29 protein-coding genes are annotated in these 22,258 nt (G+C 53.6%); 15 read left to right on the forward strand and 14 right to left on the reverse strand.

The window, feature by feature from the left end:
* Positions 1-50 precede the first annotated feature (50 nt).
* Complete coding sequence (locus SYN7336_RS31890; protein ID WP_193789867.1) at positions 51-197, forward strand: hypothetical protein; 147 nt, start codon at positions 51-53, stop codon at positions 195-197.
* Between the two features lie 234 nt (positions 198-431).
* Here the strand turns inward: SYN7336_RS31890 and SYN7336_RS28105 are convergent, their stop codons facing one another.
* On the reverse strand, positions 432-1,091 hold the full coding sequence (locus SYN7336_RS28105) for a hypothetical protein (protein ID WP_017326794.1): 660 nt from the start codon (positions 1,089-1,091) through the stop codon (positions 432-434).
* A gap of 424 nt (positions 1,092-1,515) precedes the next feature.
* Here SYN7336_RS28105 and SYN7336_RS32025 point away from each other — a divergent pair, with 424 nt between their 5' ends.
* From SYN7336_RS32025 to SYN7336_RS15160, 6 genes are all read left to right on the forward strand, one after another.
* Positions 1,516-1,977, forward strand: a complete 462-nt coding sequence (locus tag SYN7336_RS32025) for a hypothetical protein (protein ID WP_071590789.1) — start codon at positions 1,516-1,518, stop codon at positions 1,975-1,977.
* Positions 1,978-2,512: 535 nt separating this feature from the next.
* Positions 2,513-2,953, forward strand: coding sequence for a putative toxin-antitoxin system toxin component, PIN family (locus SYN7336_RS15140; protein WP_017326795.1), 441 nt, complete (start codon positions 2,513-2,515; stop codon positions 2,951-2,953).
* The gene (locus SYN7336_RS29015) at positions 2,950-3,285 is read left to right on the forward strand and encodes a toxin-antitoxin system HicB family antitoxin (RefSeq protein WP_071590790.1); all 336 of its coding nucleotides are present in this window, start codon (positions 2,950-2,952) and stop codon (positions 3,283-3,285) included. Before SYN7336_RS15140 ends, SYN7336_RS29015 begins: the two co-directional genes overlap by 4 nt.
* A gap of 385 nt (positions 3,286-3,670) precedes the next feature.
* Positions 3,671-3,958 carry a type II toxin-antitoxin system RelE/ParE family toxin gene (locus SYN7336_RS15150; RefSeq protein WP_017326797.1) on the forward strand — a complete coding sequence of 96 codons (288 nt, stop codon included), beginning with the start codon at positions 3,671-3,673 and terminating at the stop codon, positions 3,956-3,958.
* Positions 3,958-4,245 (forward strand): HigA family addiction module antitoxin, encoded by a 288-nt coding sequence (locus tag SYN7336_RS15155; RefSeq protein ID WP_017326798.1) that lies wholly within the window; start codon positions 3,958-3,960, stop codon positions 4,243-4,245. Before SYN7336_RS15150 ends, SYN7336_RS15155 begins: the two co-directional genes overlap by 1 nt.
* Positions 4,246-4,317: 72 nt before the next feature.
* On the forward strand, positions 4,318-4,605 hold the full coding sequence (locus tag SYN7336_RS15160; protein ID WP_017326799.1) for a transposase: 288 nt from the start codon (positions 4,318-4,320) through the stop codon (positions 4,603-4,605).
* An 18-nt stretch (positions 4,606-4,623) separates the two neighbouring features.
* On the opposite strand, the gene gshB is transcribed toward SYN7336_RS15160, so the two are convergent.
* From gshB to SYN7336_RS15175, 3 genes are all read right to left on the reverse strand, one after another.
* On the reverse strand, positions 4,624-5,562 hold the full coding sequence (gshB, locus tag SYN7336_RS15165; protein ID WP_017326800.1) for a glutathione synthase: 939 nt from the start codon (positions 5,560-5,562) through the stop codon (positions 4,624-4,626).
* A 3-nt stretch (positions 5,563-5,565) separates the two neighbouring features.
* The gene (gene grxC / locus SYN7336_RS15170; protein ID WP_017326801.1) at positions 5,566-5,829 is read right to left on the reverse strand and encodes a glutaredoxin 3; all 264 of its coding nucleotides are present in this window, start codon (positions 5,827-5,829) and stop codon (positions 5,566-5,568) included.
* A 97-nt stretch (positions 5,830-5,926) separates the two neighbouring features.
* Positions 5,927-6,598 carry a helix-turn-helix transcriptional regulator gene (locus SYN7336_RS15175; RefSeq protein ID WP_038027151.1) on the reverse strand — a complete coding sequence of 224 codons (672 nt, stop codon included), beginning with the start codon at positions 6,596-6,598 and terminating at the stop codon, positions 5,927-5,929.
* A 261-nt stretch (positions 6,599-6,859) separates the two neighbouring features.
* Here SYN7336_RS15175 and SYN7336_RS15180 point away from each other — a divergent pair, with 261 nt between their 5' ends.
* The 3 genes from SYN7336_RS15180 (at position 6,860) to SYN7336_RS15190 (ending at position 9,588) form a co-directional block, all read left to right on the forward strand.
* The gene (locus tag SYN7336_RS15180; protein WP_038026018.1) at positions 6,860-7,111 is read left to right on the forward strand and encodes a hypothetical protein; all 252 of its coding nucleotides are present in this window, start codon (positions 6,860-6,862) and stop codon (positions 7,109-7,111) included.
* A gap of 99 nt (positions 7,112-7,210) precedes the next feature.
* Complete coding sequence (gene pds, locus SYN7336_RS15185) at positions 7,211-8,641, forward strand: 15-cis-phytoene desaturase (protein WP_017326804.1); 1,431 nt, start codon at positions 7,211-7,213, stop codon at positions 8,639-8,641.
* A gap of 71 nt (positions 8,642-8,712) precedes the next feature.
* Complete coding sequence (locus tag SYN7336_RS15190; protein WP_017326805.1) at positions 8,713-9,588, forward strand: phytoene synthase; 876 nt, start codon at positions 8,713-8,715, stop codon at positions 9,586-9,588.
* A gap of 91 nt (positions 9,589-9,679) precedes the next feature.
* Here the strand turns inward: SYN7336_RS15190 and fusA are convergent, their stop codons facing one another.
* On the reverse strand, positions 9,680-11,764 hold the full coding sequence (gene fusA / locus SYN7336_RS15195) for an elongation factor G (protein ID WP_017326806.1): 2,085 nt from the start codon (positions 11,762-11,764) through the stop codon (positions 9,680-9,682).
* Between the two features lie 620 nt (positions 11,765-12,384).
* Between fusA and SYN7336_RS15200 the strand changes: the two genes are divergently transcribed.
* Genes SYN7336_RS15200 through SYN7336_RS15210 form a run of 3 tightly spaced genes read left to right on the forward strand, consistent with a single transcriptional unit; the run spans position 12,385 to position 14,948 of the window.
* Positions 12,385-13,368 carry an ATP-binding cassette domain-containing protein gene (locus tag SYN7336_RS15200; RefSeq protein ID WP_017326807.1) on the forward strand — a complete coding sequence of 328 codons (984 nt, stop codon included), beginning with the start codon at positions 12,385-12,387 and terminating at the stop codon, positions 13,366-13,368.
* Complete coding sequence (locus SYN7336_RS15205; protein ID WP_017326808.1) at positions 13,365-14,153, forward strand: ABC-2 family transporter protein; 789 nt, start codon at positions 13,365-13,367, stop codon at positions 14,151-14,153. Before SYN7336_RS15200 ends, SYN7336_RS15205 begins: the two co-directional genes overlap by 4 nt.
* A gap of 12 nt (positions 14,154-14,165) precedes the next feature.
* Positions 14,166-14,948, forward strand: coding sequence for an ABC transporter permease (locus tag SYN7336_RS15210; protein ID WP_026101046.1), 783 nt, complete (start codon positions 14,166-14,168; stop codon positions 14,946-14,948).
* A 3-nt stretch (positions 14,949-14,951) separates the two neighbouring features.
* Here the strand turns inward: SYN7336_RS15210 and SYN7336_RS26145 are convergent, their stop codons facing one another.
* On the reverse strand, positions 14,952-15,734 hold the full coding sequence (locus SYN7336_RS26145) for a hypothetical protein (protein WP_017326810.1): 783 nt from the start codon (positions 15,732-15,734) through the stop codon (positions 14,952-14,954).
* Between SYN7336_RS26145 and SYN7336_RS30980 the strand changes: the two genes are divergently transcribed.
* Positions 15,709-15,858, forward strand: a complete 150-nt coding sequence (locus tag SYN7336_RS30980) for a hypothetical protein (RefSeq protein ID WP_156820167.1) — start codon at positions 15,709-15,711, stop codon at positions 15,856-15,858. The two genes, SYN7336_RS26145 and SYN7336_RS30980, sit on opposite strands and share 26 nt — an antisense overlap.
* 256 nt (positions 15,859-16,114) lie before the next feature.
* On the opposite strand, the gene SYN7336_RS15220 is transcribed toward SYN7336_RS30980, so the two are convergent.
* The 4 genes from SYN7336_RS15220 to gcvT form a co-directional block, all read right to left on the reverse strand.
* Positions 16,115-17,278 carry an AI-2E family transporter gene (locus tag SYN7336_RS15220; protein ID WP_017326812.1) on the reverse strand — a complete coding sequence of 388 codons (1,164 nt, stop codon included), beginning with the start codon at positions 17,276-17,278 and terminating at the stop codon, positions 16,115-16,117.
* A 108-nt stretch (positions 17,279-17,386) separates the two neighbouring features.
* The gene (locus tag SYN7336_RS15225; RefSeq protein ID WP_038027154.1) at positions 17,387-17,986 is read right to left on the reverse strand and encodes a Uma2 family endonuclease; all 600 of its coding nucleotides are present in this window, start codon (positions 17,984-17,986) and stop codon (positions 17,387-17,389) included.
* A 63-nt stretch (positions 17,987-18,049) separates the two neighbouring features.
* Positions 18,050-18,649, reverse strand: a complete 600-nt coding sequence (locus SYN7336_RS15230; RefSeq protein ID WP_017326814.1) for a Uma2 family endonuclease — start codon at positions 18,647-18,649, stop codon at positions 18,050-18,052.
* A gap of 45 nt (positions 18,650-18,694) precedes the next feature.
* Positions 18,695-19,804: a glycine cleavage system aminomethyltransferase GcvT gene (gcvT, locus tag SYN7336_RS15235; RefSeq protein ID WP_017326815.1), complete on the reverse strand. Its 1,110-nt coding sequence runs from the start codon at positions 19,802-19,804 to the stop codon at positions 18,695-18,697.
* A 122-nt stretch (positions 19,805-19,926) separates the two neighbouring features.
* Here gcvT and gloA point away from each other — a divergent pair, with 122 nt between their 5' ends.
* A complete protein-coding gene (gene gloA / locus SYN7336_RS15240) occupies positions 19,927-20,355 on the forward strand; it encodes a lactoylglutathione lyase (protein WP_017326816.1) in 429 nt (142 codons plus the stop codon).
* A gap of 58 nt (positions 20,356-20,413) precedes the next feature.
* On the opposite strand, the gene SYN7336_RS15245 is transcribed toward gloA, so the two are convergent.
* From SYN7336_RS15245 to SYN7336_RS15260, 4 genes are all read right to left on the reverse strand, one after another.
* On the reverse strand, positions 20,414-20,764 hold the full coding sequence (locus tag SYN7336_RS15245; protein WP_017326817.1) for a carbon dioxide-concentrating mechanism protein CcmK: 351 nt from the start codon (positions 20,762-20,764) through the stop codon (positions 20,414-20,416).
* Positions 20,765-20,806: 42 nt separating this feature from the next.
* Entirely contained in the window at positions 20,807-21,115 is a 309-nt protein-coding gene (locus tag SYN7336_RS15250) for a BMC domain-containing protein (RefSeq protein WP_017326818.1), read from the reverse strand.
* A gap of 174 nt (positions 21,116-21,289) precedes the next feature.
* Positions 21,290-21,877 carry a hypothetical protein gene (locus SYN7336_RS15255; RefSeq protein ID WP_017326819.1) on the reverse strand — a complete coding sequence of 196 codons (588 nt, stop codon included), beginning with the start codon at positions 21,875-21,877 and terminating at the stop codon, positions 21,290-21,292.
* A gap of 105 nt (positions 21,878-21,982) precedes the next feature.
* A complete protein-coding gene (locus tag SYN7336_RS15260; RefSeq protein WP_017326820.1) occupies positions 21,983-22,165 on the reverse strand; it encodes a hypothetical protein in 183 nt (60 codons plus the stop codon).
* Between the last annotated feature and the right edge of the window lie 93 nt (positions 22,166-22,258).

The following is a 22,258-nucleotide window of genomic DNA, read 5'->3' on the forward strand; positions in this document are numbered from 1 at the left end:
CCCCATTTCGGGGGCAGGAGGATGCTGCTGGAAAAGGCTGTCAAACTATGATGAATGAAGCGTTACGGGAATATCTTGGCAAAGCGAAGCGGCCCCTGGATGAAGATATCTTGCGTCGTGTCATTCGAGGTGTCGGGCGCGATCGCTCGATCGAGGAGTTCTGTCAGGGGCTGGGGAGCTGGGGAAGGATCGCCTGACAGGCGATCGCCCGTCTAATATTCCGTACACACCCAAGGTGCCATCAGAAAAGCGATACAGTCCAATGCTTGAACCTAATTCAATCTTCAACTGTGTTTGGTTCTTTCGACCTGCTATGGCGATCGACAACGCTAGTTAGATGCACCAATAGGCATATACTCAAGCCTGCAGGTCTCAGGCTAGATGAGGTTTAGAGTTCGAGAATAGAAATGGCCAGACAGCGTAGGTTTCCATCATTGTCTCAGCAGTTTTTTCATTTCTGTTTGTACGCTGGCAGAAATCGATAGTGCAGCACTCAGGCTTTGGGCATAATGGCTAGCCTTCTCATTCACTTGAATGGCATTTAAGCTCGTTAGATCGATATCGAATCGTTTTGGACAAAAATAGGGATTTTCTCTCAAGATTCGCTCGGTATTGAGGGCACGTACAAGAATGTTTCGTGCAATCTGCAACGCTTCGATGGCACGATCTCGCTCCGATAGGTCGATTAGATGGCCGCACTCTGCCAATCGATCTCGAGTGTCAATATTTTTAATGGTGATATTGAATTCCTTCACCTCTTTGAGCAGACGATAAGTTTCTCTGAATTTTCGCTTCGATTCAACATATGAAATCAGACCCTCTAGAGAAAAATGAGACACAACAATCCAGCAAATTGCTACCCATCTGGTAAAAGTAATAAATCCCAGCCATTGTGGAAATATCGCTGCAATGACAGCAGTGAGACCGATCCATGCCAATCCCCACCCAATCGCAGACGGCAACTTGCTTGGATTTAGCACGATCCAAGCCAATTTGGGCTTCATCTTCGACATCACTTCGCGATCGGAATCGCAAATATATTGAGTGATTTCGTTCTTTTTAAAGTAGAGACTGTGCAAATCGTGCTTCATGATGCAGGGTTGATGCGACGACTACAAGATTGAGAGCAGCCAAGCCGTATTATAGAGAAAATTCGATAAAGATTCCCGATGTTTAGCGCGATTTACCTGAATCAATGGTGATAAAAAGATGGAATCAGTTCCCCGTCCGTTTGTGCTAGGGCATTGGAACTGAGGGGCAAAATTAAAGCACTTGGAGGGCGATCGCGATCGTGGGTTTCTGGGATTGGCTAGTTGTTAGTGGCTATCTGCTCGTCATGGCGATCGGCGCAGTTTACCTCGGAAAGGGTCAGAAGTCCCGTTCCGACTACTATCTCGGCGGCCAGAAACTGCCGAGCTGGGCGCTCGCGACCTCAATTGTTGCCACCCAGACCTCAACCAACAGCCTGCTCGGCGCACCAGCTTTTGTGGGATTCGTGCTGGGGGGCGGCATGCTTTGGCTGCAGTACGAACTGGCAGTGCCACTGGCAATACTGCTGCTCTTGCCGTACTGGCCATCATGGGCATTACCGTTTTTTACGACTTGCTGGGGGGAATGCGGGCGGTTGTGATTAGCGATGTGGTGCAGTTGGTCTTGTTGCTGGGGGCCGTGCTGCTGGCACTGTTCAGTTTGGTGGGGCCGCTGGCGACCCACTTCAATGCGCTTGGCGATCGCACTCTCGCCTTGGCGAACGATTGGGGCTTCACCTCTGGCAACGACTATGGCTTTTGGCCCATGCTCGTAGGCGGCTTGTTTCTTTATATGGCCTACTACGGCTGCGATCGAAAGTCAGGCTCAGCGGTTGCTATCGACCCCCAATGTTGCGGAGACACAGCGGGTGTTGGTACTGAACGGGCTGATTCGTTTCCCTCTGGTGCTGGCCTACTGTCTGATGGGGCTGGGGCTTGCTGCCTATAGTGTGGAGCATGTTGACTTCATTGCCTCGTTGCCGCTGACGGAGGCGGGTGCGCCCAATTTCAACCTGGTGTTTCCGGCGTTTGTCGAACGGGAATTTGCGCCGGGAATTGTGGGCCTTGCCATTGTGAGGTTATTCGCTACGGCCATGTCGTCAATCGATTCAGCCTTGAGTGGAACGAATGAGATTCCATGCGGATCGAGTCAGAGACTCCAGCCAAAAGTTTTTTGGGAGAGCGTGCCATAAGCGACAACTTGATTTAAGTCCGACCGGTCCGGCTAATTATCTATTTCGGCATGCTAGGCGGATAAGATACGACTTCTGGATCGAAAATCTACTGAAAGTTTTCACCTGAACACATATTTGATGTGTACTATATGATAGTATGTCGTATTAATCACTTCAATCGGAGTGTTATGCGGATTTTTGCTCTCTAACTACCCTCCTCAAGGGTATTATGCGGAATAAGTCCGTCTAATCAATAGTTAATAGATCGCTGCAAGCAAGTGACACCGAATGCGGTGCTATAATAGTGTCATGGCTACTGTACAGTCATTCCATGTTGTCATTGACACTAACGTTGTGTTTGAAGGCTTAACAAAGCGAGGTGGTACTGCAGGGCTGATAGTTGAAGCCTGGTTAGCTGGTTTACTCAATGTTTATGTTTCAACGGCACTCGCCTATGAGTACACCGATGTCTTGTCTCGTAAACTTTCCGCAGCTCGCTGGCAAAAACTTCGGCCTGTTCTAGGCACATTACTCGACTGTGCCCAATTTGTGGCGATTTACTATTCTTGGCGGCCTACCTCACCAGATGCAGGCGATGATTTGGTGGTTGACTGTGCAATGAATTCAGATGCAACAGTTATTACATCTAATCTTCGAGACTTCCAAAGCGCGAAAGAGTCTCTTGGAGTTGAGGTAATGTCCCCCGTTCAATTGGTAATGAAACTAGCATCAGTGGAAGGTGAAGCATGAGTCGATTAACCCTTCGCTTGCCAGAAACACTACACCAGCAACTGGTTAATTTGGCTGATAGTGAAGGTGTTTCTTTAAATCAATACATTGTTTATTCACTGACGCGACAAGTTGCATCAGCTTATACTGTTCGGCCAGTATCTGAAGCCGATGTTAATATGCAAAAACAGATGTTTAAGTCTCTTTTGCAAGAATTAGGAGAGGCATCCCCATCTGAGGTTGAAGCAGCATTAAATGAACGAGAACTGGTTCAACCAGAAGAAGAAATGAACTCCGAAGCTGTTGCTCGCCTTCAACAACGGATACGAGACGCTGTTGAAGCATCATCATAGAAGAGAGTCGAGAGCTGACACTGCATTGGTGCGGACGGAACGCAGGTTATCATTGGCTGTTTAAGGTTATCTGCCGCCGCACAACTTCATCGTTAGCCTTCTAATCCCTAGTAGGATGATCGCAATGTTTGTGCATACATTTAGAAAGCGATGTAAGCTTCTTTTTTCACGATCCCTATGGTTTTTGTGGGATTAACGTTGTTACTGTTTGAAAATTATCCATCCAATCAGCCACTACGTCACTTCTCCAAACGTACCACTCACCGTATCGATACGCAAACGTGCTGTGCTTATATTTCGAGTTTACTTATCGACCAGTGAGTTCCCCCATTAGGCTACCTAGCAAGGATATGTAACCTGAAACGTTATGGGTTGCAATCTATGGATGATAGTTAGTTTTAAGCATCGGGACCTACAGCGATTCTTCGAATCAGGAACAACCCGAGGCATCCAGGCAAAGCATGCCAAACGAATTCGGATGATTTTAGCTCGCCTAAGTGCTGCAACTTCTCCGCAAGACATGAATTTGCCTGGACTGGTACTTCATGAGCTGACAGGACAACGCAAAGGGACTTGGTCAGTGAGGGTATCTGGAAACTGGCGGATTACGTTTGACTTTGATGGCGTTGATGGCGTTGATGCCTGCGATATCGATCTTGAGGATTACTACTGATGAAAATGCATAATCCGCCACATCCTGGTGAAGTTCTCAAGGAGCTTTGTATCGAACCGTTGAATTTGACTGTAACTGAAGCTGCCGAAGCGTTAGGGGTAAGTCGTAAGACCCTATCCGCCATTTTGAATGGTAGAGCAGGTATTAGTCCTGAAATGGCTATTCGGTTGAGCAAAGCTTTTGATACATCTCCTGAAAGCTGGCTCAATCAGCAAATGCAGTACGATCTTTGGCATGCAGAGCAGGCAATTGGTGACATTGAGGTCAAACGTCTATCTGTTGCCTAACCTGCGCATGCACTCGGACGCTTGTCTTGTCGTGCTATTTGAATTTTGTTTCAATTTCCTCTCGCGCCGGTGATGCTTATCGTTAGGCATGAAGACTTTTTCGCCGAAGCCGGTCTGGCTTGTCGCCCGGTGGAGGAGGAGTTGCTCGAACAGTTGCAGCAAGCGGATGTCCTCCACCTGGATGAGACTGCCTGGTACGAATGGGGGTGGCTCTGTTGGCGGTGGGTTGCCACCAGTAATACGATCGCGGTCTTCTTGATTGGCCGACGCACCAAACAGATGCTGTTGCACATCGTCACGACGGCGTTTGTGGGGGGGGTGGTCAGCGATGGCTATGGGGCCTACGCCAAAATTATCTAACCAGGACCCACCCTCGATTTACTCCTGCAGCTTGCGCTCCAACCAGTCCGCCACTTCAGCACCCAAATCTTGATGGTTGAGTTCGGCAATTTCCTTCAACATCGTCGGACTCGTGACATTAACCTCAGTCAAACACTCGCCAATCACATCGATACCCACAAAATAGAGCTTGCTTTGCCGCAAAACAGGCGCTAAATCCTCGCACATTTGACGCTCTCGGTCGGTCATCTCCACAGCTTCGACACTACCGCCAGCCGCAACGTTACCGCGAAAGTCCCCCTGACCGGGAATGCGGTTGACCGCCCCCAACGGCTTGCCGTCTAACAACAAAATCCGCTTGTCCCCTCGGGCAGCCGCAGGCAGATATTCCTGCACCATGACCGGTTTTTGACCGAACTGGGTGCTGACTTCGATCAGGGACTTGAGGTTGCGATCGCCCGCGTGCAAGACAAAAATTCCCTCCCCTCCCTTACCGTCCAGAGGTTTGAGCACAGCCCGATCGCGATCGCCCACAAAATCGAGAATGGTTTGCTTATCTTGGGTAACGACCGTCTCGGGAGTCCAGCGATCGAACTGCAGAGCAAACAGTTTTTCGTTTGCTGCCAACAGACCCGCAGGGTCGTTCAGCACGAGTGTGCTGCCGCCAATCGCATCGAGTAATTGGGTTGCCGTGACGTATGCAGCATCCACCGGTGGGTCTTTACGCATCCACACTGCATCCATCTGGCTGAGGGATAACCGTTCGGTTGCAGCAATGACATACCAGGGCTGCTTGTGGGGATTGAGTTGCAATCTGGAGACCGTCGCCCAGGTACTGCCCGAGGCGAAATAGAGCGCAGATTGCTCTAGGGCATAAACCTCGTGGCCGCGCGCCTGCAATGATTCCATCAAAGCAACACTGGTGTCGTGATGGGGTTGCAGGCGGTCGAGAGGATCGACAACAAAAGCGATGCGCACGAGCTAGACCAATTGCAGCATGGAGTCGAGTTTCCCTTCGCGTTCGAGGGCATAAATGTCGTCGCAGCCACCAACGTGAACGTCGTCGATGAAGATTTGCGGTACCGAACTGCGACCGTTGGCCCGTTCCATCATTGCGAGCCTAGCTTCGCGATCGCCATCAATCTCGTACTCGACGTATTCCACCCCTTTATCATCCAGTAGCTGCTTGGCACGAATGCAGAAGGGACACATTTGCCAAGTATAAATCTCGATATTTGAGGCCATAAGCTTCAGACTGAAGGAGAATTCTTGTTTACTGATCTTAATACAAACTTCAACAGCCTGGCGACTTCAGCGGACCGGACTCGATCGCTCTCAACTCTCACTCAAACGAGATGCGACCCCGATAGCGTCCGATAATCGTCAAGCCTTTGTCGGAGCTATTCATATCGATGGTAAAGGGGGGAAACTTGGGATTGTCGCTGATGACACTCACTAACGAACCGGGCAGTTTTTGCAGGCGCTTGACTAACAGATCGCCATCCATTTGAAACACATAAATGCCGTCCCGCAACTCCGACACCTGGCGATCGACAAAAATGGTATCCCCATCCACGAGCGTCGGGGCCATACTATCGCCATTCACAGTAATGAGGCTGAGACCGGCAGGGCTAGCCCCTAACTTGGACCGCAACCACTGCCGTTCGAAGGCGATCGCCTCTGTAATATCTTCTTCTCGTACCAATATCCCGGCACCCGCAGAAGCCTCGGCATCCACTAGCGGAATGCAGACGTAATCCTCGGAATCGGCGATCGCCCCATCCCCCTGCAACTGCATCGGCCCTTCGCCAGCAATCAGCCATTGCAAACTGACCGCTGCCGTCTCTGCGATCGCGATCGCCTTATCGATTCCCGGCACTGCCGTGCCTTTGAGATAGCTGCGCAGACTGGTATCGCTCAATCCAGCCCGCTTGCCAAAGGCATAAACAGCTTCATCGCCGATCGCCTGCCGCAATCGGACTGCAAACGCTTTCAATCGATCACCATACGCCATCAAAATCACCTGTTGCGCGGAATTCAGTGAGGAAACCTGCTGCAAGTCTACACCAAGCAGTTGACATTCTCAACTTATGCGGTTAATTTTACCAGTAATTCACTTTATTCAGTGAGTAAATCTCCAGGAATTCGTCGAATCAACCATTCGGGTGGCCCCTGGTTCTCAGCCCTCTAATACCGCCATAACACCTAATACCGCCATAACGCCTAATACCGCCATAACGCCTAATATCGCCATAATTCATAAGGAGTTCAAATCGTGAGCGCACAACCCAGTTCCCCATTCCCTACCCCTCAGCCTTTGCGCAGCCGCCGCGCCTCGAACCCTCGCGTTTCGAGGGGCAAGCCAGCTCGATCCGGGCAGGGAGATTGCTGCACTCGTCAGACTGCCGCGCTTGAATCCAAGCAGCCTGACAAGACGATCGCTCAGCAGCGCTTGCATCGAGATCTGGAGCGGCTGCGGGAGGCAAGGAAGGTGCGGCAGATTTTTGCCCAAAACTCGATTCTCTAAGGCTGGGCGGGACTCGATCGCAGCACTAATCCGCAACATGTTTATCGAAATGTAACAGATTGCAAATACAATAGTTGAAAGTTTGCTCGGTGCATCAGGATGCGTGTTGCTATCGCAGGTGGAGGTCTGGCTGGCCTGTCTTGTGCAAAATATTTATGCGATCGCGGAATTCAACCCATTGTCTTAGAACGTCGCGATGTCTGGGGCGGTCTGGTGGCCGCTTGGAAAGACGCCGATGGCGATTGGTACGAAACTGGATTGCACATTTTCTTTGGCGCGTATCCCAACATGCTGCAACTGTTTGAAGAGTTGGGCATTGGCGATCGCCTGCAGTGGAAAGCGCACTCCATGCTGTTCAATATGCCGCAGCAAGCCGGTCAACTATCCCGCTTCGATTTTCCCGATATTCCCGCCCCCCTGAATGGCATCATCGCCATCTTGCGCAATAACGACATGCTCACCTGGAAAGAAAAAATCCAGTTCGGGCTGGGACTGCTGCCTGCGATTGTGAAGGGGCAGACCTATGTTGAAGAGATGGATCGCTACACCTTCTCCGAATGGCTGCAGAAGCAAAAGGTGGATCGGCGGGTGGAAGAGGAAGTCTTCATTGCCATGTCGAAGGCTTTGAACTTCATCGGTCCCGATCGAATCTCGGCCACGATATTGCTGACTGCCCTCAACCGCTTCTTACAAGAGAAAAATGGCTCCAAGATGGCGTTTCTGGATGGCTCTCCCACCGAACGCCTCTGCCAGCCCCTGATTGATTACATTGTCTCGAAGGGGGGTGAGGTTCACCTCAAGGCCCCCCTCAAAGCAATCGTCACCCGCGAGGATGGCAGTGTCCGCCACTTCCTCATGCGGGGTCTGGACGGCCAGCCCGATTATGCGATCGCAGCAGACGCTTACGTATCTGCTCTGTCGGTGGACCCGCTCAAGTCATTGTTGCCCGAGCCGTGGCGGCAGTTAGAACTCTTCCAGAAGATGCAGCAGTTGGAAGGGGTACCGGTGGTCAACATCCACCTCTGGTTCGATCGCAAACTCACCGATGTCGATCACCTGCTGTTCTCGCGATCGCCCCTGCTCAGTGTCTATGCCGACATGAGCAACACCTGCAAGGAATATGCCGATCCCGATAAATCTATGTTGGAGTTGGTGCTGGCACCAGCAGCAGACTGGATTGACAAGTCAGATGAAGAGATTACTGCCGCGACAATGGCGGAGCTGGCCGAGCTGTTCCCCCAGCAAATTCCCGCCCCCGCTCGCCTGCTGAAGTCGAAGGTGGTGAAGACCCCCCGCTCGGTCTACACGGCTGTCCCCGGCTGCGAGCAACTGCGCCCCGCTCAGGTCACCCCCATTCGCAATTTCTTCCTGGCGGGCAGCTATACCAAACAACGCTATTTGGGCAGCATGGAGGGGGCTGTCCTGTCTGGGAAATTGGCGGCAGAGGCGATCGCCGAACGTCAGACACAGTTGCTACAGGACGCCGATTCTGCTATCTCCTCTGCCGATGTCGCTACGGCTGTGGGATAATCTGACCGTTCTGCTCCCCGCATATTCCGTTCCGCGATCTAGCTTGATTCCAGTTGCCCTTGTTAGGTGTAATGACCTCCCTGACCCAATCGATCGAACTCTGTCGGCGAATTACCGCCCACCACGCTAAGACGTTCTACTTGGGATCGTTGTTGATGCCTGCGGATAAGCGGCATGCCATCTGGGCGATTTATGCCTGGTTGCGGCAAACCGACGAACTTGTAGACGGTGCGGAAGCCGAGGGGCTTTCTCCAAAAGCGCTGCAGTCAAAACTGGATGGCTGGGCAGAGCGCATGGAGTCTCTATTCGAGACTGACACCTCGTCTGTAAAAACGGAGATTGCTCTGGCGGATGCCATTGCTCGCTACAAAATCCCCATTCGACCCTTTCGGGAGATGATTGCGGGGCAGCGGATGGATTTAGAGCGCGATCGCTATGAAACTTGGGAGGAATTGCGGCTCTATTGCTATCGCGTTGCCGGCACTGTCGGGGAAATGTCTTCAGCCATTATGGGGTTTGCCCCCGGTCGAGAGGCGATGGAGGAGGCGATCTCGCTGGGATTGGCGATGCAGCTCACCAATATTTTGCGGGATGTGGGGGAAGATGCCCGTCGCGGTCGCATTTATCTGCCGTCAGAAGACCTGAAGAAATTTAACTATTCCGAGCAAGATTTGTTCGAGTACGTGGTCGATCGCCGTTGGATTGCACTGATGGATTTTGAAATTCAGCGGGCGCGGGATCTGTATGCCAAAGCGGAGTCGGGAATTTCGTCCCTGCAGCGGGATGCCCGCTGGCCGGTGTGGGCTTCTCTGATGCTGTACCGACAAATTTTGAATGCGATCGAACGCAATCACTATCAAGTCTTTCGCAATCGCGCCTATGTCTCCAAACTGCGCAAGGCTGTCGCACTTCCCTTGGCTTGGTGGCGAGCCCAATATCGTTACTAAACTAATGCTCCCGTTTGTTTCCCCCCTCTCCCGAGGGAGAGGGGCCGGGGGTGAGGGCATGCAGAGCCATCCAACTCAGGTTGGGCTAGATCTAAGCTGCCGCTGCCCGCTCCTTAGCCTCTGCAATCACTGCTTCTGCCACATTTTTCGGGCAAGGAGCGTAGTGGGAGAAGGACATAGAGAACTGACCGCGGCCGGAGGTCATGGTGCGCAGGTCGCCGATATAGCCAAACATCTCGCTCAACGGCACATCTGCTTTAATGCGAGCCCCTGTCGGAGTTGAATCCTGGGCCTTGATCGTGCCGCGTCGGCGGTTCAGATCGCCAATCACATCACCAACGTAATCGTCTGGCGTGAATGCATCCACCCTCATAATTGGCTCCAGTAGCTGAGGTCCGGCCTTCGGTACGGTTTGCCGATAGGCAGCCTTAGCCGCGATCTCGAAGGCGATCGCAGAGGAATCAACTGCGTGGTAAGCACCATCCGTCAACGTAACCTTCAGGTCTACGCAGGGGAAACCCGCTAACACGCCCTTTTCGAGGCTGCTGGCAAAGCCCTTCTCCACCGCTGTCCAGAATTCTCTGGGAACGTTGCCGCCCGTCACTTTTGACTCGAACACGAAGCCACTACCCGGTTCTCCGGGCTCGATCGCGTAATCGATTTTGCCGTATTGACCGGAACCACCCGATTGCTTCTTGTGGGTGTAGCTATCTTCAAACCGTCGGGTGATGGACTCGCGGTAAGCCACCTGCGGTTTGCCCACTTCCACCTCAACGCCGTGGGTGCGCCGCAGGATATCGACCTTAATATCCAGATGCAGTTCCCCCATCCCTTTGAGAATGATTTCGCCTGTCTCTATATCCGTTTCCACCTGGAAGGAGGGGTCTTCCTGAACCATCTTGTTCAGGGCCACACCCATCTTCTCCGAGCCACCTTTCTTTTTGGGGGCCACGGCAATGGAGATGACGGGTTCGGGGAACACCATCGGTTCCAACGTGGCGGGCTGTTTTGGATCGCAGAGGGTATGACCGGTCTTAACATTCTTCAGACCGACGATCGCCACAATATCTCCTGCCTGCGCCGAGTCGATCTCTTCGCGAGAATCGGCATGCATTTCTACCAGACGGCCAATGCGCTCGGTCTTGCCCGTTGCCGTGTTGAGTACGGTATCGCCCTTGGACAGGGTGCCGGAATAGATACGGGTGAAGGTGAGGGCGCCAAAGCGATCGTCCACGATCTTGAAGGCTAAAGCCCGCAAAGGTTTTTCGGGATCGACATAAGCAAAGCTGCCGGTTTCGTTGCCCTCTAGATCCATCTCGGGCTGTGGATTCACCTCGGCGGGATGGGGCAGATAGTCCACCACCGCGTCGAGCACTAACTGCACCCCCTTATTCTTAAAGGAAGAGCCGCAGTAGGTGGGGAAGAAAGCAAGCTCGCGAGTGCCCTTGCGGATGCACCGTTGAATTTCCTCAATGGTAAGCTCTTCCTCTTCCAGATACCGCTCCATCAAGTCATCGTCCTGTTCGAGAGCGGTCTCGATCAACAGCTCGCGATAGGTTTCGACATCCTCCACCATGTCTGCAGGAACATCTTGAATCTCATAGTTCATCGGCTCGCCAGAGTCGTCCCAGACCCACGCCTTGCGCGTGAGCAGATCCACAACCCCGACAAACTCGTTCTCTGCACCGATGGGCAATACCATCACCAATGGCTTGGCAGCGAGGATGTCTTCCACCTGCTTAACCACCCGATAGAAATCTGCCCCCGTGCGATCGAGCTTATTCACATAGATAATGCGGGCCACTTTGGAGTCGTTGGCATACCGCCAGTTGGTTTCGGACTGGGGCTCCACGCCGCCCGAAGCGCAGAAGACGCCAACACCGCCGTCCAGAACCTTGAGGGAACGATAGACCTCGATGGTGAAATCGACGTGGCCGGGGGTATCGATAATGTTGAGCTGATGGTCTTTCCACACGCAGCTAGTGGCAGCGGACTGAATCGTGATGCCGCGCTCTTGCTCCTGCTCCATGAAGTCCGTGGTGGCCGCCCCGTCATGCACCTCGCCGATCTTGTGGATCTTGCCGGTGAGCTTCAGAATGCGTTCGGTGGTGGTGGTCTTACCCGCGTCTACGTGAGCGAAGATGCCGATGTTGCGGTAGAGAGTGAGGTCTTTCATAGTCCGGTGTGTGAGTTCAGTGCTACCAACTGTTGCAGCCCTCCTGCATTCAGAAGAGCAGAAGAGAAGTACCTTCGCCGCTAACGGGAGTCCAATCGCGATCGCCAGGAGATTCGGGTGAAGTCCAACGATCGTAGCAACATTGCCGATTGTAAAGCAACTTTGAGGTGTATTGACCACAAAGATGCATAGCGACCCGTGCCAAAGGGCATTAACCCTTCAGTAAAGTATGGACAGATTGAGACCCGATCGCATCTTTTATCGGTCTGGTATCTGTCTGGAAAGGGGAACGGGCTGGTTGTCACTGTGGCGACAGAATTGCAATACAACTGCACTTATCCGATCGCCTCTCAGCCACTTTATAGCCTTGCCCGTATTCATCCAGACTCGGACAGTTTAGCTAGATTGGAGTGACTAACTCTGTTTGCGAGGGTAGCCCGATGAGCTGGGTGACGGTTGCCACAATTGGTTTGATGTTTGCGGGAGCGATCGCCCTTTTAGTCCGTTTATCAAAACCCAATTAAGTTCGGGCGATCGCTCGCCCCGATCGCAGGCTGCGATCTTGCCTTCTGCAGACGCCAGCATTCAGTTAGCATCGAGAGGGCATTAGCATCGAGTGCATGGCAGCGATCGCGGTTGAATCTTTGAGTAAGTCCTACCCGGTGGCGGTCAAGCAGCCGGGGTTGGCCGGGACGTTGCGACATTTTTTTCGGCGCACCTACCGGCAGGTGGAGGCAGTGCGGCAGGTGTCGTTTCAGATCGAGCCGGGAGAAGTGGTGGGGTTTTTGGGGCCGAATGGGGCGGGCAAAACCACCACGCTAAAAATGCTGACGGGACTGATTCATCCCAGCTCGGGCCGAGTCAGGGTGGTGGGGTTCGAGCCTTTCCAGCGCAAGCGGGGGTTTTTAGAAAAAATCACCTTGGTCATGGGTCAAAAGCAGCAACTGATTTGGGACTTGCCCGCGCTCGACTCCCTCAAAATCAATGCGGCAGTATACGGCATTGACGACTCCGCGTTTCAGCGGCGGGTGGGGGAGTTGAGCGAGATGCTGGCTCTGGAAAGCAAGCTGACCCAACCGGTGCGCAAACTGTCATTGGGGGAGCGCATGAAGGCGGAGCTGCTGGCGGCACTGTTGCACCAACCCACGGTTCTGTTTCTGGACGAGCCTACGCTGGGTTTGGATGTCAATGCTCAGGTGGCGGTGCGGGATTTTTTGCGTCAGTATAACGAGCGCTATCGGGCCACGATTTTGCTAACCAGCCACTACATGGCGGACATTACGGCTCTGTGCGATCGCGTTCTCGTCATCTACGAAGGCCAAGCGATCTACGATGGCAGATTGGACAGCCTGCTGGAAAAATTTGCCCCCTACCGCGAAGTCAAGGTGGAGTTGGCCCGCGATTACCCCCGAGCGCAATTGAGCAGCTATGGCGAATTACAGGGGCTAGAGGGGCGGCAGGCTCGATTTGTCCTGCAGCGCGATCGCCTGACTGCCACGGTGGCTCAACTACTGGCAGATTTAGAGGTGGCGGACCTAACCGTGACCGATCCCCCCGTTGAAGAGGTCATCGGTCGGGTGTTTCGAGCGGGAGCCGTGGCATGAGGCAGGTGTTGCGCAGGGCGCGCGTCTTGCTGGTGGTGTATTACGCCTACATGCTGGAGTATCGGGCCGAGCTGGTGTTTTGGCTGCTCTCGGGCACACTGCCATTCATTGTTATGGGCATTTGGATGGAGGCGGCTCGAACGGGCAGTTTCCCCCTATCGCCGCTGGAGTTTGCCCGCTATTTTCTTGCGGTCTTCCTAATCCGCCAACTCAGTGTTGTCTGGGTGATTTGGGATTTCGAGAAAGAGATATTAGAGGGCAAGCTCTCTCCCCTCCTGCTGCAGCCAATCGATCCGGTGTGGCGGCATTTTGCCGGACATGCTGCCGAACGTATCGCCCGCACGCCATTCATTGCAATCGCCGTGGGCTTTTTCTTCTGTCTCTATCCTGCAGCCTTTTGGCTGCCAAGGCTCGATCGCCTATTGATGTTTGCGATCGCGGCTGGGGCTGTGTTTGCGATGCGGTTTCTGATTCAGTACACGCTGGCAATCTCGTCCTTTTGGATCGAACGGTCCACGGCACTGTTCAACTTGTGGTTTCTGTTCTATATTTTCTTGTCGGGCATGATTGCCCCGCTAGATGTGTTTCCCGAGGCAGTGAGACAGGTGGTGTTGTGGACGCCACTGCCCTATCTGGTGGATTTTCCGGCCAATTTGCTGTTGGGGCGTCCAGTAAGCATCGGGCAGGCGATCGCGGTGTTTGCCATCTGGGGTGGAGTTCTGCTGGCACTGAATCGCTGGCTGTGGCGGCGGGGGTTGCGGCACTACTCGGCGATGGGAGCGTAGGGGATGGCAGGGTTGTGGCGCTACCTGCGGGTGCTGGGATTGTTTTGGGGCGCAGCGCTGGCGGCTGAGATGGAATATCGCGCCAATTTTGTGGTGGCGGCGTTGAGTAGTTTGGGAAATTTGGCGGGCAGTGTGTTCAGCCTGTTTTTGTTTTATCGGACCGGCTATACGTTTCAGGGGTGGAGTTGGGAAGAGGCGTTGGTGGTATTGGGCATTTTCACGCTGCTGCAGGGCCTTTCCAATACGTTTTTGGCTCCCAATCTCAATAAAATCGTGCGACTGGTTCAAGAGGGTACACTCGATTTTGTCTTGCTCAAACCGATTAGCAGTCAGTTCCAACTGTCGTTTCGAGCCATGTCCCCTTGGGGATTGCCAGATGTGTTTTTCGGCAGTGGGATGGTCTTGTTTGCCGGCGATCGTCTCCATCTCTCCCCGGCTGCCTATCTATTCGGTCTTCCCCCTCTTGCCTTTGGCATTCTCAGTCTTTACAGTCTCTGGTTTATTCTCGGAGCCACCAGTGTTTGGTTTGTCAAAATCTATAACGTGACTGAAGTGTTGCGGGGATTATTGGAAGCCGGTCGCTATCCAATTGTGGCCTATCCAGCTATCTATCGATTCTTTTTCACGTTTGTGATTCCCGTCGCTTTTCTCACCAGTGTGCCGGCGGAGGCGGTTGTGGGGCGGGCGCAGTTGGGCTGGACGTTGGGGGCTGCAGTTTTGGCTGGAGGGTTGTTATGTGCCGCCCATCAGTTTTGGCGGTTTGCGCTGCGGTTTTATACCAGTGCCTCCAGTTGAGTTTTAGTCATAATCCCAATTTGGATATTGAGGTGGAGCTTCTCCGTGGCGATCGAGTTCTTTGAGATAGCGGTGTTTGGACGCATTCTCATCAACACTCTCTAGGCACACCTCAAACTTCCACCAATCGCCAAAATCAAAGATGTAAGTCATGACCTGTCCCACCTGCAGCGGCACTTCGCCGATGCGCACATCGGAGGTGGATAGGTCGCCGCTGTCCGACCAGGGGTGGGTAATCTCGCGCTGGCGGCCGAGGGCGTCGGCAAACTCAAACATGTCTAAATGGTCGGAGTCGAAATCCACTGACTTTCGAATGGCATAGGCGAGATCTTCGAGGCTGCGATCGCTAGAAATGGCAATCCGTCTCCAGATGCTGCCGAGGGAGACCTTGAAGGTGTAGACTCCCTCGCGAGTATCGGGTTGAAGTAGGGCAAAACAGTTTTGCCACTCGGGGAAATAGGGCTGAAAGGTCGATTGCATCTCCCCATAGGGCACGGTCACATCTGATTTTGATTCCCAAATATAGTGATTGGCGATCGTGGCTCGCCGAAACAACTCCACTACGGCATCGCCCAAGGGTAGCCGTTTAACCTGCTTCACGCGCCAACCTTTGCCCTTGCCGGGTTTGCCCGTGGTGACTTGCCAAAACCCAAACAGGTGCAGCAGCGCTACATTATGACCTCCCGGCCAATAATTCAGATTCTCCTGTTCTGCATAATTGCGATATCGAGTCCCTTTGGCGGGAGTATTGTCCCAAATCGTGGCGAATCTCGCACCTTCAGTCATGGGGCCGCTGCGGCGATCGCCCCTTTTGCCCAACCTCGATAAGTTCTGTAAGGTTTGGCTGATTGGCGATCGCTCATTCTTGCCGTTCACTCAGGCCGGAGAGGCGATCGCCACCCTGTTATAAAACATCAGTAAATTTCCATCGAGATCCTATCTTTTGACTTTTATTGTCTCTGTATATACCTCTATCGATCTAAACTTGTTAATAATATAGCATTAACGCTAAAACTAGATGCTTGAGGGCACCTCGAAAAATTGACTATCCCGGCCAAGTAGTGAGATCGTGGGATATCACTTAATGAGGTCTAAGGTGATGGGTCAGCAAGGCTTTTGGGATTGGAAAGAGCGCCATGAAAAGCTGAGCAGTAAAAAGCCATTACCTAATCGGGGTAAGTACTGTCCTTACGATCGGGGGTTATGGGATTAGAGTCTATACGTTTACTTTCTCCGCCATCCGTCTTCCGGGCTAACAAGGGTGTAGCGTCCGAGAAGGCGGGTACGACCTCAAAGCTCTTGGGTTCGAGACCATCGCTGTGCCAGCGATCGAGTACATCCACAATCACCACCTCCCGCAGCCAAACCTGCAAAACCGCCGCCAGCGGCAAGGCCAAAAATAGTCCGAGAAAACCGAAGAAGCTGGCGAAGAATAATTGTGCCAACAAAATCAGCCCGGGCAGCAACGACACCTGACGGGCCATCACCAACGGCGTCAAAACCCCCGTTTCGATGTTTTGCAAAATGATATAGAGAACAATGACCCCCAACGCTTTGAGTGGGTCTACTGTCAAAGCTACGATCAGGGGGGGCAAAACACTTAGGGTAGGGCCAATATTCGGGATAAAGTTGAGCAACCCGGCGATGGTGGCATGGGCGAGCACCAGCGGCACGCCGAGAGCCCACAACCCCAAGCCGCTCAAGATGGCAATAAATAAGGAGTTAATCACAATGCCCACCACCCAGCCGCGTAAAGAGCGATCGCAACGATGGAGAATATAGCGAATTCGAGGGCGATAGAAGGCAGGAAAGATGCGCACGAAGGCGCTGGTGTAGGAGGCGGGATCGAGCAGCAGCAGAATGGTAAGGATGCCCACCAAGAAAATGCCGATGACAATATTGAGGGAGCTGTTCAGAAACATCAGCGACTGGCCGATCAGTCGAGTGGTTTGGGGCGTAATGGTATTGAATAGCTCCAGTAAATTAGGTAGCTCTACCCGGTCTGACAGACGAGAGATCGCTTCTTCTGCCAGATTTTCCAATTCACGCAACGCATCGGGGATCAAAGCAGTGAGGTCTGCAATTTGGTCCACCAATGGAGGCACCACCAACAGTCCCAATACTGTCAAACCGACCAGCACCGTCAAGATGGCGATCGCCAGTGCAGGTCCTCGCTTAATGCCATACCGTTGCGGAACGCGGGCCAAGGTATCTAGCGCCACCGACAGCACAATCCCGGCAAACAGCAGCATCGCGAGCTGCCGTACTTGCCACAGCAGAAACACTATTGCACAGAGTGCAATCAATCCGGCCCACTGGGCGATTTTCATAAACGGGCGGCCCCCATCTGCAACCTGTTACGGTCAGTTGTATCAAGCTTGGGGGGATTGGAAAAGGTGCGGGCGGGAGAATAACAGCAGTGGTGGGGGCGATCGCCTTTAAGGCTGAGGTTCAAAACCTTCAGGAAAAAGCTTGTCTAACTGGATCTCCAAACCCACTAAGACCGCTTCGCCGGACAAGACTTGGGGCGATTTGAGTCGCTCGACAGGGCGATCGCCTCGATAAATTTCCACCCATCCCGTACGCGGATCGATCGACCATCCCAGCCGACAGCCATTGTCGATATATTCCTGCATCTTGTCCCGCAGTTCCTCAATATCGTCTGTTTCAGAAGCCAGTTCCAAGACAAAATCGGGACAAATGGGTGCAAATCCCTTCCGTTGCTGTGGAGGTAGTGCATCCCAACGAGACTGCTCGATCCAAGCCACATCGGGGGAGCGAATGGCTCCATTGGGTAGCGTAAACCCCGTAGAAGAATCAAAAATTTCTCCTGCGCGACTGGTTAAAGCCCAGTTTCCGATCGCGATCGTCAATCTGGCATTCTGGCGTCCCCCCTCACTCCCAGTGGGCGACATGACTATCAATCTCCCTGCTGCTGTCAACTCCAGTCTCAGCTCTGGATTTGCTGCCGCCAAGTGCTCGAATTGTTCTGGAGTTACCGTGCAGCTAGGCGGCACCTTCACTAGCATTCCAGTCATCGCAATTGCCTCCCACTGGTCTTCGAGATTGCCCTCAGTTTCGACTGCTACAGGTTTCAAATTTCAGTGCGATCGCCCAAACCCCTTGGGGAAAATAGCCTTCAGATCGAGGGTTAACCCCGGTAAAATCGCTTCGTCGGACAGAGTTTGGGGCGATTTGAGTCGCTCGACAGGGCGATCGCCTCGATAAATTTCCACCCATCCCGTACGCGGATCGATCGACCATCCCAGCCGACAGCCGTTGTCGATATATTCCTGCATCTCGTCCCGCAGTTCCCCAATATCGTCTGTTTCGGAAGCCAGTTCCAAGACAAAATCGGGACAAATGGGTGCAAATCCCTTCCGTTGCTGCAGAGTTAGGGCATCCCAACGAGACTGCTCGATCCAAGCCACATCGGGGGAGCGAATGGCTCCATTGGGCAGCGTAAACCCCGTAGAAGAGTCGAATACTTTCCCCAGGCGCGCGCGGCGATTCCAGATCGCAACGTCAGCTGTCAGCTCGGCATTGTAACCGCCGCTTTCCGTTCCTGTCGGGGGCATCGCAATCAATTGTCCTTCAGCCGTCAACTCCAGCCGCAGATCGGGATTCGCTACCGCCAACTGCTCGAATTGCTCTGGGGTCACTGTGATGCTAGACGGCACCTTCACTAACACTCCAACCATCGCAATTGCCCCCACAGAGCACAGATGCTTTTAGCCTAACTCTATCTACTGAGGATAGAACGGACGCTTCACCACCGTTGCCGGACAGTGCTTGCCCCGAATGGCGATCTCAATCTTTGTCCCCGACTTGGCCAGCGCAGGAGGTAAATAGGCGATCGCAATCCCCTTGCCCAACATCGGCGACTTTGTGCCACTCACCACTGTGCCAACTGTGCTGCCGTCCACCATGACGTCATAACCCGGGCGGGCAATTTCGCGACCGTCCATCGTTACCCAAGCCAGCTTGCGAGGGAGTCCTTCAGCCTTTTGCCGCTCCAGCACGGACCTGCCGATAAACTCCCCTTTGCGCTTCCAATGCACCAGCCAACCTAAGGAAGCCTCTAACGGCGTGGTGTCGTCATCCATATCCTGGCCGTAGAGATGTAGCGACGCTTCCAATCGCAGCGTATCCCGCGAGCCCAAGCCGCAAGGGGTCACGCCAGCATCGAGCAGCCGATCCCACAATTGCACGCCTGCCGCAATGGGCAGCATGACCTCAAAACCGTCTTCCCCCGTGTATCCCGTTCGAGCCACAAAAGCGAAGTCCTCGCTGTTTTTGAGGGCAACTGTGGCGTGACCGAAGCGGGCGATCGCCCCCAGATCGTCCCGCACCAACGGCTGAAATGCTGCCTCAGCCTCAGGCCCCTGGATCGCTAAAAGACTCTGCTCGGCAGAGCGATCGCGCAACTCTACCTCCTCCAAATGCTGCAGCAGCCAGTCCTTATCCTTCTGGGTAGTGGCCGCATTCACAATAACCGCCCAAACCTCCCATCCCGCCCGCTCGGGATCGCCTCCGCCACAATAGAAAATTAAGTCATCCACAATGCCGCCCCTCTCGTTCAGCAGCACCGTGTAGCGCCCCTGCCCCTTCTCTAGATCCGCCAAACTACTGGGCACCAAGCGCTCCAATTGCGATCGCACCTGCGCTCCCCGCAGCAGAAACTTGCCCATGTGGGAAATGTCGAATACCCCCACTTGCGATCGCACGGCACGGTGTTCGGCCAGCGTGCCGGAGTATTGTAGGGGCATCTCCCAGCCACTAAAGGGAACCATGCGGGCACCGAGGGCAACATGGCGATCGTAAAGGGGGGTGCGGAGCAAAGAGTCTGCAGACATAACGAGGGCTCGGGTACGGAAACTGGAGTCAAGCTAACATGACAGGTGTCACTGGCTCGCACTTGTCGAACGAGTTGTCGCTGTCAGGTGTACATTCATTTTCGAAGCCGTTAGGAGGGGACATGCGAATTTTGCATACGATGCTGAGGGTGGGAGATCTCGATCGCTCTTTGCAGTTCTATTGCGATGTGCTGGGTATGACGCTTCTGCGCAAAAAGGACTATCCGGGCGGCGAGTTTACCTTGGCATTTGTGGGTTACGGTCCCGAGTCGGAGGGGGCAGTTATCGAGTTGACCTACAACTGGGGGGTAGATAGCTACGATTTAGGGGATGCCTACGGCCACATTGCGCTCGGGGTTGAAGATATTTATGGCACTTGCGATGCCATCAAAGCGCGGGGTGGCGAAGTGGTGCGCGAACCCGGTCCAATGAAGCACGGCTCGACGGTGATTGCCTTTGTGAAAGATCCCGATGGCTACAAGATCGAGCTGATTCAGCGGCAGGAAGCTGGCGATCGTGCCCCTGAAGTGGCCGCAACGGCAGCCAGTTAATTGGGTCGAGCCAACGCAAGGCGATCGCGTACCATCGCTATTGTGAAGAGGGTGCCCCCTACGGTCGAGGAGCCCCGAATGTCGGTATCCCCTCCGTTGACTCGCGGAACGGCAAAGACTCTTCCGTATAGTCGATGGGCAAAATCGCCACCACATTCTCGTGAGGGCGGGGCACAATCACCCACGATTCCAGAGAACCGCCAGGGGCATTCTCCACCGCTGCAACACCAGCATCCATCGCGATTTTAACTTCGGACACATCGCCGCGAATAACAATGAAGAACCGCGCACTACCGGCACGGCTGTAGAAGGTCAACGTGACCCGACCTGCCTTAACCATGGCATCGGCAGCCGCCAGAATACCGGGAAACCCTTTCGTTTCAATCGAGCCTACTGCTTTTTGCGTCATTACGAATTTCAACTCCTGTGGACTGGGTGAGGGAACGGGCGTTTAGCGGAAAGGCTCGTCCGCTTCTGTGTATTCGAGGGGCAAGACCGAAACGATATTCTCCGGCGGATTGGCCACGATGTAGTGGTTGAGCACTGATGCCCCCACCGCCTGATTTTCAACCGCATCTAATCCCGCTGCCATGGCCTGCTCGACCTCGGATATACTGCCGCGAATTGCAACAAAATACTGACCGCTCTCGGCCCCTGCATAGGTTACGAGGGTCACTTCAGCCCCCTTCACCATCGCATCCGCAGCAGCCAAAACACCGGGGAATCCAATTGTTTGGACGACGCCTACAGCATCGGGCATAGCGGGCTCCTGTGGAGGGTGGGGAGGAATTATACGCAGATTGATTCAGTTTCGCTGAGGCGGGGAGAATCGTGACGTACCCCCACCGTTATCTGAATTTTCTAGCTACTCTGTCAAGACAATTTTTGTTATCGATTTGTTTAGTTTTTTTATGAGACTGAGTTGTTTTCTCGGTCAGACCTTGACGGAGCTGGGTTCGTTAACCGCTGCAATGACGCGATCGCAGCCCGATTCGGGCCTAGCCCAGTCGCAATGACACTCTTCCGGCTTGCCCCAACACAGGCCCAGATACAGCTCGGTGCGAGCGGCATCGAGGATAGCCCATTCCGCTCGGTCGATCCGATCTCGTACATCGCTAGAAGCGATCGCCAAAGGAAATTCCCCCGGCAGCCAAAACTGCATCGCAGTCGTTAACCCTTGCCAAAAGTCGATAACGGAGGACTTGGCCGCCATCAAAATCTCTTTATCCCCCTCAATCGCCACCAGATGATTGTGCAATTCGGGTAGGTGCAACTCCCGACCGTCAAACCGACAGGTCCTCCAGACAATGCCCGAGACCTTGTGTTCTCGTTGATAGGCATGAATTTGGGCGCGAAAATCTCGGTAGGCAAAGACCTTGCTCAATTTATCGGGGTCGAGCGCTTTGGCGATCGCCGGATTGTTAATTCGTTGTGCGGGAGATAGCAGCACGCGCTCCCCTTTCCAGTTGGCCCGCAGCTCCTGGTCCAAAAATTGAATCAGTTGTGCAGTGGTGTAGGTCATCCAGTGGGTTGGGGGGCGGGAGTCAGAGTTCGGGCACTAGAGAGAATTCACCGCTAAACGAGTCTCTAATATCCGCGATCGATCTCGGCCAACAGATGGCGCTCTTCAGTCTAGATAACCCATCACAGCATCTTCCCCTTTGGCTTCATTGGAGGCAATGGGGCGATTGCCGATAAAGGTTTTGGCGGGCGGGATCGCTAAGTCCTTGCGATCGCCTTTGGTGGGGACGGGGGCGTCGGCAGATCCATTCGATCGATTGGAGGCTGCAGTCAAGTTTTCCTCTGCCACGGGCAAATATCTCACGCTATAGGCTTCCTAGCTATCATATCAGTCCAGTCGATCGGGAAGGCTAACCCTTCGCGGTACGATACCGATGCTGCG

This window comes from Synechococcus sp. PCC 7336 (assembly GCF_000332275.1).
Classification (GTDB): Bacteria; Cyanobacteriota; Cyanobacteriia; order Thermostichales; family PCC-7336; genus PCC-7336.